Source organism: Pantoea eucrina, assembly GCF_002095385.1.
GTDB lineage: Bacteria > Pseudomonadota > Gammaproteobacteria > Enterobacterales > Enterobacteriaceae > Pantoea > Pantoea eucrina.
Genome location: NZ_MIPP01000001.1, coordinates 173590 through 189350, shown reverse-complemented (window position 1 = coordinate 189350; position 15761 = coordinate 173590). Strand labels below are relative to the sequence as shown.

General features: G+C 55.9%; 13 protein-coding genes. 3 read left to right on the top strand and 10 right to left on the bottom strand.

All coding sequences use genetic code 11. The features are described from left to right. Both apaG and apaH read left to right on the top strand, forming a co-directional pair. Nucleotides 1–378 (top strand): Co2+/Mg2+ efflux protein ApaG, encoded by a 378-nt coding sequence (apaG, locus tag HA43_RS00905; RefSeq protein ID WP_039382517.1) that lies wholly within the window; start codon nucleotides 1–3, stop codon nucleotides 376–378. Between the two features lie 49 nt (nucleotides 379–427). Beyond that, nucleotides 428–1297, top strand: a complete 870-nt coding sequence (gene apaH, locus HA43_RS00900) for a bis(5'-nucleosyl)-tetraphosphatase (symmetrical) ApaH (RefSeq protein ID WP_094110724.1) — start codon at nucleotides 428–430, stop codon at nucleotides 1295–1297. 69 nt (nucleotides 1298–1366) lie between these two features. Here the strand turns inward: apaH and folA are convergent, their stop codons facing one another. From folA to ribF, 10 genes are all read right to left on the bottom strand, one after another. Then, entirely contained in the window at nucleotides 1367–1849 is a 483-nt protein-coding gene (gene folA, locus HA43_RS00895) for a type 3 dihydrofolate reductase (protein WP_039382513.1), read from the bottom strand. A gap of 270 nt (nucleotides 1850–2119) precedes the next feature. After that, nucleotides 2120–3262: a porin gene (locus HA43_RS00890; protein ID WP_094110723.1), complete on the bottom strand. Its 1143-nt coding sequence runs from the start codon at nucleotides 3260–3262 to the stop codon at nucleotides 2120–2122. Nucleotides 3263–3488: 226 nt separating this feature from the next. Next, the gene (gene carB, locus HA43_RS00885; protein WP_039382507.1) at nucleotides 3489–6716 is read right to left on the bottom strand and encodes a carbamoyl-phosphate synthase large subunit; all 3228 of its coding nucleotides are present in this window, start codon (nucleotides 6714–6716) and stop codon (nucleotides 3489–3491) included. A gap of 13 nt (nucleotides 6717–6729) precedes the next feature. Beyond that, nucleotides 6730–7878 (bottom strand): glutamine-hydrolyzing carbamoyl-phosphate synthase small subunit, encoded by a 1149-nt coding sequence (carA, locus tag HA43_RS00880; protein ID WP_039382504.1) that lies wholly within the window; start codon nucleotides 7876–7878, stop codon nucleotides 6730–6732. A gap of 465 nt (nucleotides 7879–8343) precedes the next feature. Further along, nucleotides 8344–9159, bottom strand: coding sequence for a 4-hydroxy-tetrahydrodipicolinate reductase (gene dapB, locus HA43_RS00875; protein ID WP_094110722.1), 816 nt, complete (start codon nucleotides 9157–9159; stop codon nucleotides 8344–8346). Nucleotides 9160–9381: 222 nt separating this feature from the next. Next, nucleotides 9382–10335, bottom strand: coding sequence for a 4-hydroxy-3-methylbut-2-enyl diphosphate reductase (ispH, locus tag HA43_RS00870; protein ID WP_094110721.1), 954 nt, complete (start codon nucleotides 10333–10335; stop codon nucleotides 9382–9384). Next, the gene (gene fkpB, locus HA43_RS00865; RefSeq protein WP_071669088.1) at nucleotides 10316–10786 is read right to left on the bottom strand and encodes an FKBP-type peptidyl-prolyl cis-trans isomerase; all 471 of its coding nucleotides are present in this window, start codon (nucleotides 10784–10786) and stop codon (nucleotides 10316–10318) included. Before fkpB ends, ispH begins: the two co-directional genes overlap by 20 nt. 69 nt (nucleotides 10787–10855) lie before the next feature. Next, nucleotides 10856–11353 carry a signal peptidase II gene (gene lspA, locus HA43_RS00860; protein ID WP_071669089.1) on the bottom strand — a complete coding sequence of 166 codons (498 nt, stop codon included), beginning with the start codon at nucleotides 11351–11353 and terminating at the stop codon, nucleotides 10856–10858. Further along, nucleotides 11353–14172 carry an isoleucine--tRNA ligase gene (gene ileS / locus HA43_RS00855; RefSeq protein WP_094110720.1) on the bottom strand — a complete coding sequence of 940 codons (2820 nt, stop codon included), beginning with the start codon at nucleotides 14170–14172 and terminating at the stop codon, nucleotides 11353–11355. Before ileS ends, lspA begins: the two co-directional genes overlap by 1 nt. Nucleotides 14173–14199: 27 nt before the next feature. Continuing rightward, nucleotides 14200–15138 (bottom strand): bifunctional riboflavin kinase/FAD synthetase, encoded by a 939-nt coding sequence (ribF, locus tag HA43_RS00850; RefSeq protein ID WP_094110719.1) that lies wholly within the window; start codon nucleotides 15136–15138, stop codon nucleotides 14200–14202. 319 nt (nucleotides 15139–15457) lie between these two features. Here ribF and rpsT point away from each other — a divergent pair, with 319 nt between their 5' ends. Beyond that, a complete protein-coding gene (rpsT, locus tag HA43_RS00845; RefSeq protein WP_039382484.1) occupies nucleotides 15458–15721 on the top strand; it encodes a 30S ribosomal protein S20 in 264 nt (87 codons plus the stop codon). Nucleotides 15722–15761 lie beyond the last annotated feature (40 nt).

Sequence of the window (15761 nt, the reverse complement as noted above, 5' to 3'; positions counted from 1 at the left end):
ATGAGTGATATGGCGCGCGTCTGTGTTCAGGTACTGAGTCAGTATGTGGAATCGCAATCCTCACCGGACGAGGATCGCTACGTGTTTGCCTATACCATCACTATCCGCAATCCCGGGCGCACGCGCGTTCAGCTGCGCAGCCGCTACTGGCTGATCACCAACGGCAACGGCCGCGAAACGGAAGTTCAGGGCGATGGCGTAGTGGGCGAGCAGCCGTTTATCGAACCGGGTGGCGAATACCAGTATACCAGCGGTGCGATTCTGGAAACGCCGATGGGCACCATGCAGGGCCACTACGTTATGATCGATGAAGAGGGCAGCGCCTTTAACGTCGATATTCCGGTGTTTCGCCTCGCCGTGCAAACCCACATTCACTGATCCCCCCCGCCCGGCTCGTCCGGGCGGCGCGTTTTACCGGACTGATATCATGAGTACATATCTGATTGGCGATATCCACGGCTGTTACGATGAGCTGCGCGCGCTGCTGGCGCAGGTAAGCTTTGATCCGCAGCAGGATGAACTCTGGCTGACCGGCGACCTTGTGGCGCGCGGTCCCGGTTCACTTGATGTGCTGCGCTACGTAAAATCACTGGGTGACAGCGTACGCATGGTGCTGGGTAATCATGACCTGCACCTGCTGGCGGTTTTCGCCGGGATCAGCCGTAATAAACCGAAAGATCGCCTGACGCCGCTGCTGGAGGCGGACGATGCTGATGCGCTGATCAACTGGCTGCGGCGCCAGCCGCTGCTGCAGGTTGATGAAGAGAAAAAGCTCGTCATGGCGCATGCCGGCATTACCCCGCAGTGGGATCTCGCGACGGCAAAAGCATGCGCGCGTGAAGTAGAAGCGGTGCTCTCCAGCGACAGCTATCCGTTGTTTCTGGATGCGATGTATGGCGATATGCCCAACAACTGGACGCCGGAACTGAGTGGCCTGGCGCGCCTGCGATTCAGTACGAATGCCCTGACGCGCATGCGTTTCTGCTTCCCCAACGGCCAGCTGGATATGATCTGCAAAGAGGCGCCCGACTCCGCCCCACCGCCGCTGCGGCCCTGGTTCAACGTGCCGGGTAAAATGGGCAGTGACTACACGCAGATTTTCGGCCACTGGGCCTCCCTTGAAGGCAAAGGCACTCCCGATCACGTTATTGGTCTGGATACCGGCTGCTGCTGGGGCGGCACGCTGACACTGCTGCACTGGGAAACACAGCAATACTATGTACAGCGCTCCCGGCGTGAAGCCGCACTGGCCGCTGAAGGCGCCGCCGCGACTCCTCCGCTAAACAACACGCCATAAAAAAAGCCCCGCGATGTCAGCGGGGCTTTTGCGCAGGGCGCGCATTTATGCACGCCAGGCAGGGATCAATTAACGACGCCGATCCAGGATCTCAAAGCAGTAGCTGTGCGAATTTTGCGCATCCGCATCGTGGAACTCGCTGAACGTCGACTGCCACTCATCTGGCTCGTAATCAGGGAATTGCGTATCCCCTTCCACTTCAGCATCAATATGCGTCAGGTAAAGACGATCGGCGCGGGGCAGCATCTGCTCATAGATACGGCCGCCGCCAATCACCATAATCTCTTCTGCGTCACCGGCTGCCTCGATTGCCGCTTCCGGTGAAGTGACCCAGGTCACCCCCTCGTGCGTACCGGGCTGGCTGCTGACCACAATATTGAGCCGGCCTGGCAGCGGACGGCCAATCGATTCAAAGGTCAGACGCCCCATGATCACCGGTTTATTCAGCGTAGTACGTTTGAACCAGGCGAGATCGGCGGGTAAGTGCCACGGCATGGCGTTTTCCATACCAATAATGCGATCCGCAGCCAGTGCTGCGATCAGACTAATCATGATTTAAAACCTGCTGGAAAAAATTGGCGCAATGATACGTAAAGGCGAAAGTTTCGTCGATAGGCCAGCCGTGCTATTTGCGTAAAGCTCTTTTTGCCGCCAGATTCAGGCTGCCGGGCAGAGCTTTACACCGACTTTACTGCGATTAACGGAGAGAGCCGCCATAATCGCCTGCGCAGCTGGCACAACTCAGCGGCATTAGCGGCAGATTTTCAGAAAGAGTGTAAAGAAAAGCGCACTGAGCGGCTCCACGCGGAGCCGCTGCAGTCATCAGAAGTCGTAACGCAGACGGACCAGGTTCACGTTGCCCAGCGCCTTGCTGGTATCGGAGGTGATGACATATTCATAATCAACGCGGAAGCCGTAGTCGAGCTGCGCACTGATGCCCACGCCATTATCAATACGCTTATAGTGGCGTCCGTTGACGAACTCCAGGCGATCGCCCATCACGTAAGGCTGCAGGGTTTTCACCGCATACTGGCCTACAGCAAATTTATAACCGGCAAAATATTCGATGCCCCAGGCGTCATCCGCAAAGTAGTTTGTTGCGCTTTTCAGGCGGGTTGGCGCAAAGTTCTGATACCAGCCGGCGCCTGCCGCCAGCGTCCAGCTATCCGGCGTCCAGCTGACCGAGGTGCCCCAGATATTCTGATCGTAGCGCTCGCTGTCGCCGTTGCCCGGATTGCGTACGGTGGCACGGGTATAATTCCACGCGGTTCCCCACGCCAGCTCATCGCTGATGTGATAGTTGACACCCAGCGATCCGCCGCCGTTGCGCTTGTAGCGCAGGCCGTTACCCGGCAGATATTCGGTATCCTCAAACAGATAAGAGGCGTACAGATCGGCGGCGCCGGCACGGGTTTTATACTTCAGCATTTTGCGCGAGCGATAGCTGCCGTCGTAATCGCCGTTGATCCCGACGCCGGAACCCTGGGCCAGCATATCGTAATCCCAGATATCGGTTTTTGCGCCAACCACATCGTAATAGACGCTGTTTTGCTGACCAAAATAGAGTTCGCCGAGGCTGCCACTTTTAAAACCGGTATAGAGCTGACGACGTGAGGTATCGCGTGCGCCGCTGGCATAGTGATGGTCCCAGCCCCACCACGCCGGGAAGTTAACGCCCAGCTCATAGTAGCCTACCCAGCTCAGATCTTCTGCGATCGCGTAGTCTGCGCCAAAGCGAAAGCGCGAGCCACCATCGTAGCCGTTACGCTTATAGGATGTGTCATTTACGCCATTCTGATGCATAAACTGCGGGCGAATGCTGCCGCCCACTTTAAAGCCAAGGCGATCGAACGCATTGTTCGCCTGAGGATCCTGCTTCAGCAGAGTAATTTCAGCCTGGCTGGCGAGCGGCGCAGCCATAAGTAACGCAGCCACTGCGCTAAGAGTCAAAGCACGCATGTTCATTTTATATTTTCCGGTGAAGGTAAAGGCTCTATGGTTGAGCGCGCCAGATAGTAAGGTGCCCTCACCGGATCGCGGGTTATAAATTTGTGCGAAAAATCTTAAAAAGTTATTTAGCAGCACCAATAGCTAAAAGTTAAGCCAAATCAGCAGGTTTGCTATAGCTACTCTGTTTCAGGCAAAAAAAAACGGCCCCATACGGGGCCGCTGTCTCTTACGGACGCTGCGCTTATTTGCCTTTCAGCTGCGCATGCATCTCCTGTACTGAAGTCACTTTCTCAGTGGGATCCGCATTCAGGGCCATCGCAGTCGCGAAGCCGCCGTTCAGCGTGGTGTCATAATGCACTTTATACTGCAGCGCGCTGCGGCGAATCAGCTTAGAGTCTTCAATCGCCTGACGTCCCGCCGTGGTGTTAACAATATAGGTGTATTCACCGTTCTTCAGGCGATCCTGAATATGCGGGCGTCCCTCATGCACCTTATTGACCAGGCGTGGATTGATACCGGCTTCACCCAGCACCACCGCCGTACCGTGGGTAGCGTCCAGCTCAAAGCCAAACTTCTGCAGCTTCGCCGCCAGATCGACGATGCGCTTTTTATCGCCTTCACGCACCGAGAGCAGCGCACGACCGCTTTTCTTCATGTTGCTCTGCGCGCCCAGCATCGCTTTACCGAAGGCTTCAGCAAAGGTACGGCCGACGCCCATCACCTCACCGGTGGAGCGCATTTCCGGTCCCAGAATCGGATCGACGCCCGGGAATTTATTGAACGGCAGCACCACCTCTTTCACCGAGTAGTAAGGCGGAATGACCTCTTCCGTCACGCCCTGCTCCAGCAGGGTTTTGCCCGCCATGACGCGAGCCGCCACTTTGGCCAGCGGTACGCCGGTAGCCTTGGAGACAAATGGAACGGTACGTGCCGCACGCGGATTCACCTCAATCAGGTAAACCTCGTTATCTTTGACCGCAAACTGCACGTTCATCAGACCGCGTACGTTAAGTTCAAACGCCAGCTTCTCAACCTGCTGACGCATCACGTTCTGGATCTCGCTGCTCAGCGTATAGGCCGGCAGGGAACAGGCTGAGTCACCGGAGTGAACACCCGCCTGCTCAATATGTTCCATGATGCCGCCAATCAGCACCCGCTCGCCGTCGCAGATGGCATCCACATCGACTTCCACCGCATCATCCAGGAAGCGATCCAGCAGTACTGGCGCATCGTTAGAGACGGATACCGCGGTCTGGAAATAGCGCTTAAGATCCACTTCGTCATAGACGATTTCCATCGCACGGCCGCCCAGTACATAGGAAGGACGTACCACCAGCGGATAACCGATACCGGCAGCTTTCTCTACCGCCTGCTCCAGCGTGGCAACCGTGGCGTTAGCCGGCTGTTTCAGTTTCAGACGATCCACCGCCTGCTGGAAACGCTCGCGGTCTTCAGCGCGGTCAATGGCGTCCGGGCTGGTACCGATAACCGGTACACCGGCCGCTTCCAGCGCACGCGCCAGTTTCAGCGGCGTCTGGCCACCATACTGCACGATAACGCCTTTTGGCTGCTCAATTCGTACAATCTCCAGCACATCTTCCAGCGTAACCGGCTCAAAGTAGAGGCGATCGGAGGTGTCATAATCGGTTGAGACCGTTTCCGGGTTGCAGTTAACCATGATGGTTTCATAACCATCTTCACGCAGCGCCAGCGATGCGTGGACGCAGCAGTAGTCAAACTCAATACCCTGCCCGATACGGTTTGGTCCGCCGCCCAGCACCATGATTTTGTCACGATCCTGATTCGGGTTCGCTTCGCACTCCTCCTCATAGGTGGAATACATGTAGGCGGTATCGGTCGAGAACTCAGCGGCACAGGTATCCACCCGCTTATAGACCGGATGCAGATTGTACTGCTGACGCAGCTTACGGATTTCGCTTTCTGCCACACCCGCCAGCGCTGCCAGACGCGCATCAGCAAAACCTTTACGCTTCAGCGCGCGCAGGAAGCCGGCATCCAGCGCGTTAACGCCTTCACGTGCAACCTGCTCTTCCAGACGCACCAGCTCTTCAATCTGTACCAGGAACCAGCGATCTATGTTGGTGAGATTAAATACGCCATCCACCGACATACCGGCACGAAACGCGTCAGCAACATACCAGATGCGATCCGAACCAGCGTCTTTCAGCTCGCGGCGGATACGGGTCAGCGCGTCGGCGTCATCCAGATCCACTTTTGGATCGAAGCCGTTAGCGCCGACTTCAAGGCCGCGCAGCGCTTTCTGCATCGACTCCTGGAAGGTACGGCCAATCGCCATCACTTCACCCACTGATTTCATCTGTGTAGTGAGGCGATCGTTGGCACCCGCAAATTTCTCAAAGTTAAAGCGCGGGATCTTAGTCACGACATAGTCGATTGAGGGTTCAAACGACGCCGGCGTGCGACCGCCAGTGATATCGTTCATCAGCTCATCGAGCGTAAAGCCCACCGCCAGCTTAGCCGCGACTTTAGCAATCGGGAACCCGGTGGCTTTGGACGCCAGCGCGGAGGAGCGCGATACGCGCGGGTTCATTTCGATTACGATCAGACGACCATCTTTCGGATTTACGGAGAACTGAACGTTAGAGCCGCCGGTTTCCACACCAATCTCACGCAGCACCGCCAGCGAGGCGTTACGCATGATTTGGTACTCTTTGTCCGTCAGCGTCTGCGCCGGTGCCACAGTGATGGAGTCGCCGGTGTGAATGCCCATGGCGTCGAAGTTTTCAATTGAACAGACGATGATGCAGTTATCATTTTTATCGCGCACCACCTCCATCTCATACTCTTTCCAGCCAATCAGCGATTCATCAATCAGCAGCTCGTTGGTCGGAGAGAGGTCGAGGCCGCGCTCACAGATCTCTTCAAACTCTTCGCGGTTGTAAGCGATACCGCCGCCGGTGCCGCCCATGGTAAAGGAGGGACGAATAATGCACGGGAAACCGACCTCCTCCGCGACCTTCAGCGCCTCTTCCATCGTGTGGGCGATACCCGAACGGGCGGTATCGAGACCGATGCTTTTCATCGCCACGTCAAAGCGACGGCGATCTTCAGCTTTATCGATAGCGTCAGCCGTGGCGCCAATCATGGTCACGCCAAACTCTTCCAGCACGCCCTGGCGCTCCAGCTCCAGCGCGCAGTTCAGCGCGGTCTGCCCGCCCATGGTTGGCAGTACTGCATCCGGGCGCTCTTTTTCGATGATTTTGCGCACCACTTCCCAGTGGATTGGCTCAATATAGGTCGCGTCAGCCATTTCCGGGTCGGTCATGATGGTCGCCGGATTGGAGTTAACCAGAATGACGCGATAGCCCTCTTCACGCAGCGCTTTACACGCCTGCGCGCCCGAGTAGTCAAATTCACACGCCTGACCGATAACGATCGGGCCAGCGCCAAGGATCAGGATAGATTTTATGTCAGTACGTTTTGGCATCGGAGGCTCCTGATTACTTCGCGTTTGAACGGTAGGCTTCAATCAGTTCGATAAAGTGATCGAACAGCGGCGCCGCATCGTGCGGGCCAGGACTCGCTTCCGGATGTCCCTGGAAGCTGAAAGCGGGTTTATCAGTACGATGAATACCCTGCACGGTCTGGTCAAACAGCGACACATGCGTCACGCGCAGATTGGCCGGTATCTGGCTCTCATCGACGGCGAAACCGTGGTTCTGTGCGGTGATCATCACAGTATTATTATCGAGATCTTTTACCGGATGGTTGCCGCCGTGGTGACCCAGCTTCATTTTGACGGTTTTTGCACCGCTGGCCAGCGCCAGCAGCTGATGCCCCAGGCAGATACCAAATACCGGGATTTCTGTCTCCAGAAACGCCTGAATCGCGCGGATTGCATAGTCGCACGGCTCCGGATCGCCCGGGCCATTAGAGAGAAAAATGCCGTCCGGATTGAGTGCCAGCACCTCTTCTGCTGGCGTCTGCGCCGGCACCACCGTCAGGCGGCAGCCGCGATCCACCAGCATACGCAGAATATTGCGCTTGGCGCCGTAGTCATAGGCGACCACGTGATACGGCAGTGCGTCAGCTGACTGCTGCTCAGGCAGGCCATCCTGCAGCGTCCAGCTCCCCTGCTGCCACGTGTAAGTCTCCGTGGTAGCCACTTCTTTCGCCAGATCCATACCTTTCAGCCCTGGGAACGCCTGCGCTTTCTGCAGCGCCAGCGCGGCATCCGGCGCGTCACCCGCAATGATGCAGCCGTTCAGCGCGCCCTTTTCACGCAGCAGACGCGTCAGCTTACGCGTATCGATATCAGCGATGCCGACAATATTATTACGCTGTAGCCAGGCAGAAAGGCTCTCTTCACTGCGGAAGTTGCTGGTAATCAGTGGCAGGTCGCGGATCACCAGGCCCTGAGCGTGAATCTGGTTTGATTCATCATCTGCGATATTGACGCCAACGTTGCCGATGTGGGGATAAGTAAGAGTAACAATCTGGCGGGAATAGGAGGGATCAGTAAGGATTTCTTGATAACCGGTCATTGACGTGTTGAAAACGACCTCACCCACTGCCGAACCCGTAGCCCCGATGGCCCGACCGTGGAATTGGGTTCCGTCTTCCAGAACCAAGAGCGCTGACTTAATCAAAACATCCTCCAGGGAATAAACAGTCATAATATATGCATATTAATTCATAATACTGGCCTGAATCAATGTAAAAACCGCCTGACTGCTCGATTTTTGGCAAATTGCGCGCATTCTAATGATCACCTCTGCTGATGTCTACCCGGAAAGGCTATTTTTTTATGTTTTTCGGAGGCTATAACTAAAATATAGTGCAAACAGGGCAAAAGCAGCATCTTAATAGGGTAATTAATCGGTTGCCTGACAACAATAACCGCCGAATAAGCGGAGCTACGCAAAATATTTGACCAAATGGTCAAATTTAATCTTAGCAGCTGAGAAAAAGATGAGTTAACTTGCAAATAAACCCATTACGAAGATATTTTATGGCGAAGAGGTTATTTTGACAAAATAAAGGGCAATAAAAATATTGCCCTGCCAATCAATGGACTAGCGACTGAAAAACCACATCACGATGGCTCACAACAATCAATTTTTTGCTAAATTAAGCACATCACGCATGTCATAAAGACCACTTTTTCGCGACTCAACCCAGACTGCAGCCCGGACGGCACCTTTTGCAAAGGTCATCCGGCTTGAGGCCTTGTGGCTAATCTCTATCCGTTCGCCGATATCAGCAAACAGAGCAGTATGCTCACCAATGATGTCGCCGGCGCGCACCGTGGCAAAACCGATAGTGTGCGGTTTGCGCTCACCGGTATGGCCTTCACGCGCGTAAACCGCATGATCCTCCAGCTTCCACTCCATGGCGTCCGCAATGGCTTCACCCATTGCCAGCGCGGTTCCTGAGGGCGCATCAACTTTATGGCGATGGTGCGCCTCAACGATCTCGATATCCGCATACTCCCCCATCACTGAGGCCGCCTGCTGCAGCAGATTCAGCATCAGGTTGACGCCAACGCTGAAGTTGGCAGCGAACACAATGCCAATATCCTCTGCCGCTGTACGAATTGCGGCTTTTCCGGCGTCATCAAAACCGGTTGTGCCAATCACCATCGCCTTTTGATGCTGGCGGCAAAAGGTCAGATACTCCAGCGTGCCTTCCGGACGCGTGAAGTCGATCAGCACATCGAAATCGTTCACCACCTTTAGCAAATCATCGGTGACGATGACGCCGGTTTTACCGATGCCCGCCAGCTCACCCACGTCTGTACCCAGCAGTGAAGAGCCGCTGCGCGCCAGCGCAGCGCCCACCGCCACGCCTTCCGCCTGATGCGCGGCCTGAATCAGATTTCGTCCCATGCGGCCCGGCGCACCAACAATAGCTAAGCGGATATCACTCATATTTATTCATTCCTGATACAAAACTATGCATGCAAAGCGTAAACAGGTTAACCATCAGCTAACCGTCACGCCACAATAAAAAAGGGATATAAGAATTTCAGGACAGCGATAAAACATTATCAGTAAAAGCAATCCCGGCGGCTGGTTGTGGCGAGGCACGCAGCCGTACATAAAGAAAAGGCCGAACAATGTCGGCCTGATACGGTAGCAAATGTTAAACGCTTACTGCACGTTGCGCACGTCAACGCGCAGCTCTTTCGGCACTTCGAATACGATATTTTCTTCGCGGCCGATCAGCTCAATAGCTGCTTCACCACCGAGTTCACGCAGGCGCTGGATCACCTGCTGTACCAGAATATCGGGCGCAGAAGCACCTGCCGTCACGCCAATACATTCTACGCCGGTTACCCACTCTTCCTGAATATCATCCGCTGAGTCGATAAGCTTCGCCAGCTTGCCTGCGCGCTGCGCCAGTTCAGCCAGCCGGTTAGAGTTAGAGGAGTTTTTTGAGCCGACCACCAGCACCACTTCAGCATCCTGTGCCAGCACGCGCACCGCTTCCTGCCGGTTAGTGGTGGCATAGCAGATGTCATCTTTGCGCGGGCCGATAATGGCCGGGAAGCGCTGACGTAAGGCGTCAATGACGTCAGAGGTGTCATCAACTGACAAGGTAGTCTGCGTCATAAAGCAGAGGTTGTTCTCATCTTTGACGGTCAGCTTAAACACATCTTCCGGTGATTCCACCAGATACATGCCGCCATTCGGGTTGCTGTATTGCCCCATGGTGCCTTCCACTTCAGGATGACCGGCGTGACCAATCAGGATCGCCTCAACCCCTTTACGGCTGGCACGCGCCACTTCCATATGGACTTTCGTTACCAGCGGACAGGTGGCATCAAACAGCATGGTCAGATTGCGCGCTTTTGCTTCAGCGCGTACCGCCTGCGACACACCGTGTGCTGAGAAGATCAGAATGGCACCATCCGGCACTTCACCGATCTCTTCGATAAAGATCGCGCCACGCTCGCGCAGGCTGCTCACTACATAACGGTTGTGCACCACTTCGTGACGCACGTAGATTGGCGCGCCATACATCTCCAGCGCCCGCTCAACGATGCTGATAGCGCGATCCACTCCGGCGCAGAAACCGCGCGGGTTAGCTAACAGGATTTGCATTGTTATCCTCCAGCGCCGGATCGATCTCCAGTACTTCGATATCAAACCGGACAGGCTGCCCCGCCAGCGGATGATTAAAATCCACGGTGATTGAGTCACCGGAAATTTCGCGGATTACGCCAGGCATCTCGCTGCCGCCCATGCCGCTGAACAGCATGATTGCGCCGATTTCCGGCTCGCCCGCGTCGATAAAGTCGCGACGCGAAAAGTACTGGATCAGATCCGGGCTGCTGGCGCCAAACGCATCTTCCGGCACCAGGGTAAAGGCGAGCTGATCGCCCGCTTTGCGCCCCAGCAGCTCGCGCTCCAGCGCCGCCGACAGGCTGCCGTCACCCAGACGGAACAGCGCAGGCTTGCCGTTAGCACGGGTGGATTCGGCAGTAGAGCCATCCTCCAGCTTGAGCGTGAAATGCACCAGCAGCGCGCTATCGGGCTGAACTGTCTCTGTCATCGGTTACCCTTACTCTCTTTTTCATCATGCCTGCGCCTGCAGCCGTGACCGGCATGCAGGCAGCAGACGTCAGGATGTTGCTTTTTTGCCGCTGGGGCTGAAGAACCCCTCAAGCACCACCAGCGCCGCGCCGATGCAGATGCCGCAGTCAGCGATATTGAACGTGGCGAAGTGCCAGTTACCGACATAAAAGTCGATAAAGTCGACGACAAAACCGTGCCAGGCGCGATCGAACAGGTTGCCAAGCGCCCCGCCAACAATCAGCGCATACGCAATATTGCTGAGCCTGTTGCTGGCGCGGTTGCGATACATCATCACCAGCAGCGCGACCACAATGGCAATGGCAATACCGGCAAAGAACCAGCGCTGCCAGCCACCTTTGTCTGCCAGGAAACTGAACGCGGCGCCATAGTTATGCGCATAGAACAGGTTCAGAAACGGCATCAGCGGCTGCGTTTCATGCAGCATCATATTGTTCATGACCCACACTTTGCTGGCCATATCGATACCAATGACGACCAGCACCAGCCAGATCCAGCGCAGTCCGGTAGAACTGAGTTTAGTCATCAGGCAAATTTCCGTACTTCACCGTCACCGGCTACGTTTGAGTAACAGCGTCCGCACACGTCGGCGTGCTCCGGATTCTGGCCTATGTCGGTAGTATAGTGCCAGCAGCGCGGGCACTTCTCGCCTTCTGCTTTATGCAGAACGATTTTCAGCCCTTTCAGCAGGTCGCTCTGCTGCGCCTCATCGCTCGCTGTTGCGTAATCGGCTACCGTCGCGCCGGAGGTCAGCAGCACAAAACGCAGCTCGTCGCCAAGCGCCTGCAGCTTCGCACCCAGTTCCGGCTCCGCGTAAAGCGTGACCGTCGCTTCCAGCGCGCCACCGATGCGCTTGTCGCTGCGCGCCTGCTCGATCGCTTTGTTGACTTCGCCGCGGACTTTCAGCAGATCGGCCCAGAACGCATCGTTCATCGGCTCATCCGCCGCAAGACCGAACAGATTGTCATACCACTCTTCAGTGAAGACATACTGCGCGCGTTCGCCCGGCAGGTGACCCCAGATCTCATCAGCGGTAAAGGACATGACAGGCGCCATCCAGCGCACCAGCGCCTCCACAATGTGCCACAGCGCGGTCTGGCAGCTGCGACGCGCCAGGCTGTCGCCCTTCGCGGTGTACTGGCGATCTTTAATCACATCCAGGTAGAACGACCCCATCTCAATGGAGCAGAAGTGCATCAGACGCTGCACCACTTCATGGAAGTCGTAGTTTTCATAGGAGGCAACGATATCCTGCTGTGCAGCCAGCGCACGTCCTACCGCCCAGCGATCGACCACCACCATCTCTTCCGGCGTAACGCAGTCAGTAGCCGGATTAAAGCCCGCCAGGTTAGCCAGCAGGAAGCGTGCGGTGTTACGAATACGGCGATAGCTGTCGGCAGCGCGTTTCAGGATCTCATCCGATACCGCCATTTCGCCGGAGTAGTCGGTAGAGGCGACCCACAGACGCAGAATGTCGGCGCCAAGCTTATCCATCACATCCTGCGGCGCTACCGTGTTGCCGATCGACTTCGACATCTTGCGACCCTGACCATCCACGGTAAACCCGTGCGTCAGAACCTGACGATAAGGCGCTTTGCCTTTCATCGCCGTAGAGATCATCAGCGAGGACATAAACCAGCCGCGATGCTGATCGGAGCCTTCCAGATACATATCCGGCGCGTGTCCCTCAAACTCCGGACGCGCATCGACTACCGAGAAGCTGGTTGATCCGGAGTCAAACCACACATCCAGCGTATCCGGCACTTTCACGTACAGATCGGCGTCGTCACCCATCAGTTCGCGCGGATCGAGATCCCACCACGCCTGAATGCCATCCTGCTCCACGCGCTGCGCCACTTTCTCCATCAGCTCAAGCGTGTCAGGGTGCAGCTGCTCACTCTCTTTATGCACAAACAGCGCCATGGGCACGCCCCAGGTACGCTGACGCGAGATGCACCAGTCAGGACGGTTGGCAACCATCGCTTCGATACGCGCCTGACCCCAGTCCGGGATCCACTGCACGCCTTTAATCTCTTTCAGCGACTGCGCGCGCAGCCCCTGCTGATCCATGCTGATAAACCACTGCGGCGTCGCCCGGAAGATGATTGGCGTTTTGTGACGCCAGCAGTGTGGGTAGCTGTGCAGCAGTTTCTCCACGTGGAGCAGCGCGCCCTTCTCTTTCAGCAGCTCAACAATCATGTCGTTAGCTTTGAAGACATTAACGCCATCAAGCGACGGATAAGTGCCCGGCAGATAGGTACCATCTGGTGCCACCGGGTTAGCGGTCTCGATGCCATACTTCTGACCGATTACGTAGTCATCCGGGCCGTGTCCAGGCGCGGTATGCACCGCACCGGTACCCGCTTCCAGCGTAACGTGCTCACCCAGCACCACTTTCGACTGAACCTGCGTCAGGAACGGATGCTGAAACAGCTGCAGCTCCAGCGCTGCCCCCTGGCATTCACCCAGCACCTGCCACTCGCTGATGCCGGCGCGCTTCATCACGCTCTCCACCAGATCTTTAGCGAGGATCAAGCTGCGGCCCTCAATCTGGACCAGCTGGTACTCAAATTCAGGATGCAGGGAGATCGCGCGGTTGGCGGGCATGGTCCACGGCGTGGTGGTCCAGATCACCAGTGAAACCGGCCCCTCTGAGGCGCTGACGCCAAAGGCTGACCGCACCGCGTCGGCATCCAGCGCGTTGAACATCACGTCGATAGACGGCGAGGTTTTGTCGTAATACTCAACTTCCGCTTCCGCCAGCGCTGAACGGCAATCCATACACCAGTGCACCGGCTTCGCGCCTTTGTGCAAATGGCCGTTACCGATGATTTTGCCCAGTGCACGGATGATGTTGGCTTCGGTCGTGAAGTTCATGGTCAGATAGGGACGATCCCAGTCGCCCAGCACGCCAAGGCGGATAAAATCTTTTTTCTGCCCTTCTACCTGCTCAGCGGCATAGCTGCGGCAGGCGGCACGAAACTCTGCCGCGCTGACTTTCTCGCCCGGCTTGCCAATCATCTGCTCAACTTTGTGCTCGATCGGTAAGCCGTGACAGTCCCAGCCCGGAACATAGGGTGAGTCGTACCCTGCCATGCCTTTCGACTTGACAATAATGTCTTTCAGAATCTTGTTAACAGAGTGACCAATATGAATATTGCCGTTTGCGTACGGAGGGCCATCATGCAGGATGAAGGTTTTTTTCCCTTTTTTGGCGGCGCGGATGATGCCGTAGAGATTGTCATCGTACCAGCGCTGCAGCATGCCCGGTTCGCGTTTGGCCAGATCGCCACGCATCGGGAACCCCGTTTCCGGCAAATTCAGGGTAGATTTATAGTCACTCATCAGATTCTCGATTCCGTCTGTCGGTCATTAAACCGGTGTTTGTAGCCCAAAGAATTGGCGGGCTGTCACCACATCTTTTGCAATTTGTTCTTTCAGCGCATCCAGCGAGGAAAAGCGCTGTTCGTCGCGGATCTTCTGTTTCAGCACCACCTCAATATGGCGGCCATAGAGATCCATATGTGTGTCGAGCAGATGAACTTCAAGCTGCTGACGTAAACCTTTTACCGTCGGGCGGGTACCGATGTTGGCGACGCCAGGCACCGGCTCTGCGGTCAGACCCAGCACTTCCACGGCAAACACGCCCTTAACCGGCGTGACCGCGCGACGCAGCGGCAGATTAGCGGTCGGGAAACCTATGGTACGGCCCAGTGCATCACCGTGCACCACGCGGCCTGAAATGCTGAAGGGATGGCCAAGCAGCTGCTGCGCCTGCGCAAAATCATCCTGCGCCAGCGCATGACGGACAGCCGTACTGCTGATGCGCTTACCGCTGTCGCAGAAGGTCTGGGTGCTGATGACCTCAAAGCCATACTCTGCACCCGCTTTCTGTAATAACAGGAAATCCCCTTCGCGACCAGCGCCGAAGCGGAAATCATCACCCACCGCCAGAAAACGCACGTCGAGTTTCTCCACCAGCAGCTCGCTGATAAAACGCTGAGCCGGATAAGCGGCAAACTGACGATCAAACCGGATGCAGAGTACGGCGTCGACGCCAGCACGCTGCAGCCAGCGCAGTTTTTCACGCAGCCGCGTCAGACGGGCCGGTGCTTTTTCACCTGCAAACAGCTCCAGCGGCTGCGGTTCAAACAGCATCACCACCACCGGCAGGTTGCGCTTACGGCCCTCTGCAATCAGCTGCGCCATCAGCGCCTGATGACCGCGATGCACACCATCGAAATTACCAATGGTCAGAACGCAGCCGCGATGCTGCTGTTTCAGATTATAAATACCGCGGATTAACTTCATGGCTGACTCAAACCGGTGGAAATCGGCGGATTATACCCTTGAATAGCGCTCAGGTTAACCCGTATACACGCCTTTCCTGTGCTGAAGCGCCCTCTGGCCCGCCGGCGCGCAACAAATCACCATACCCGATGAAGAAATTGTTGCGAAATACTGTATTCAGAGCGGGGTTGCTGGTAGAATCTTGCGCCATCAATTACGTAAGCGGGTGTCGTGGTTAAAACGACGCTTATTTGCACAAATCCATTGACAAAAGAAGGCGCAAAAGGCATAGTCCTCGGCCTTTGATTTGTCCATATAGAACACATTTGGGAGTTGGACCTTGGCTAATATCAAATCAGCTAAGAAACGCGCCGTAACATCTGAGAAACGTCGCAAGCATAACGCGAGCAACCGTTCTATGATGCGTACTTTCATCAAGAAAGTATACGCGGCTATCGCAACCGGCGACAAAGCTGCTGCGCAGAACGCATTCAACGAAATGCAACCAATCGTGGACCGTCAGGCTGCTAAAGGTCTGATCCACAAAAACAAAGCTGCACGCCATAAAGCAAACCTGGTGGCTCAGATCAACAAACTGGCTTAATCGCCCGTCTGTTTTTCGCTTTGTAGAAAGAACCGGCTTA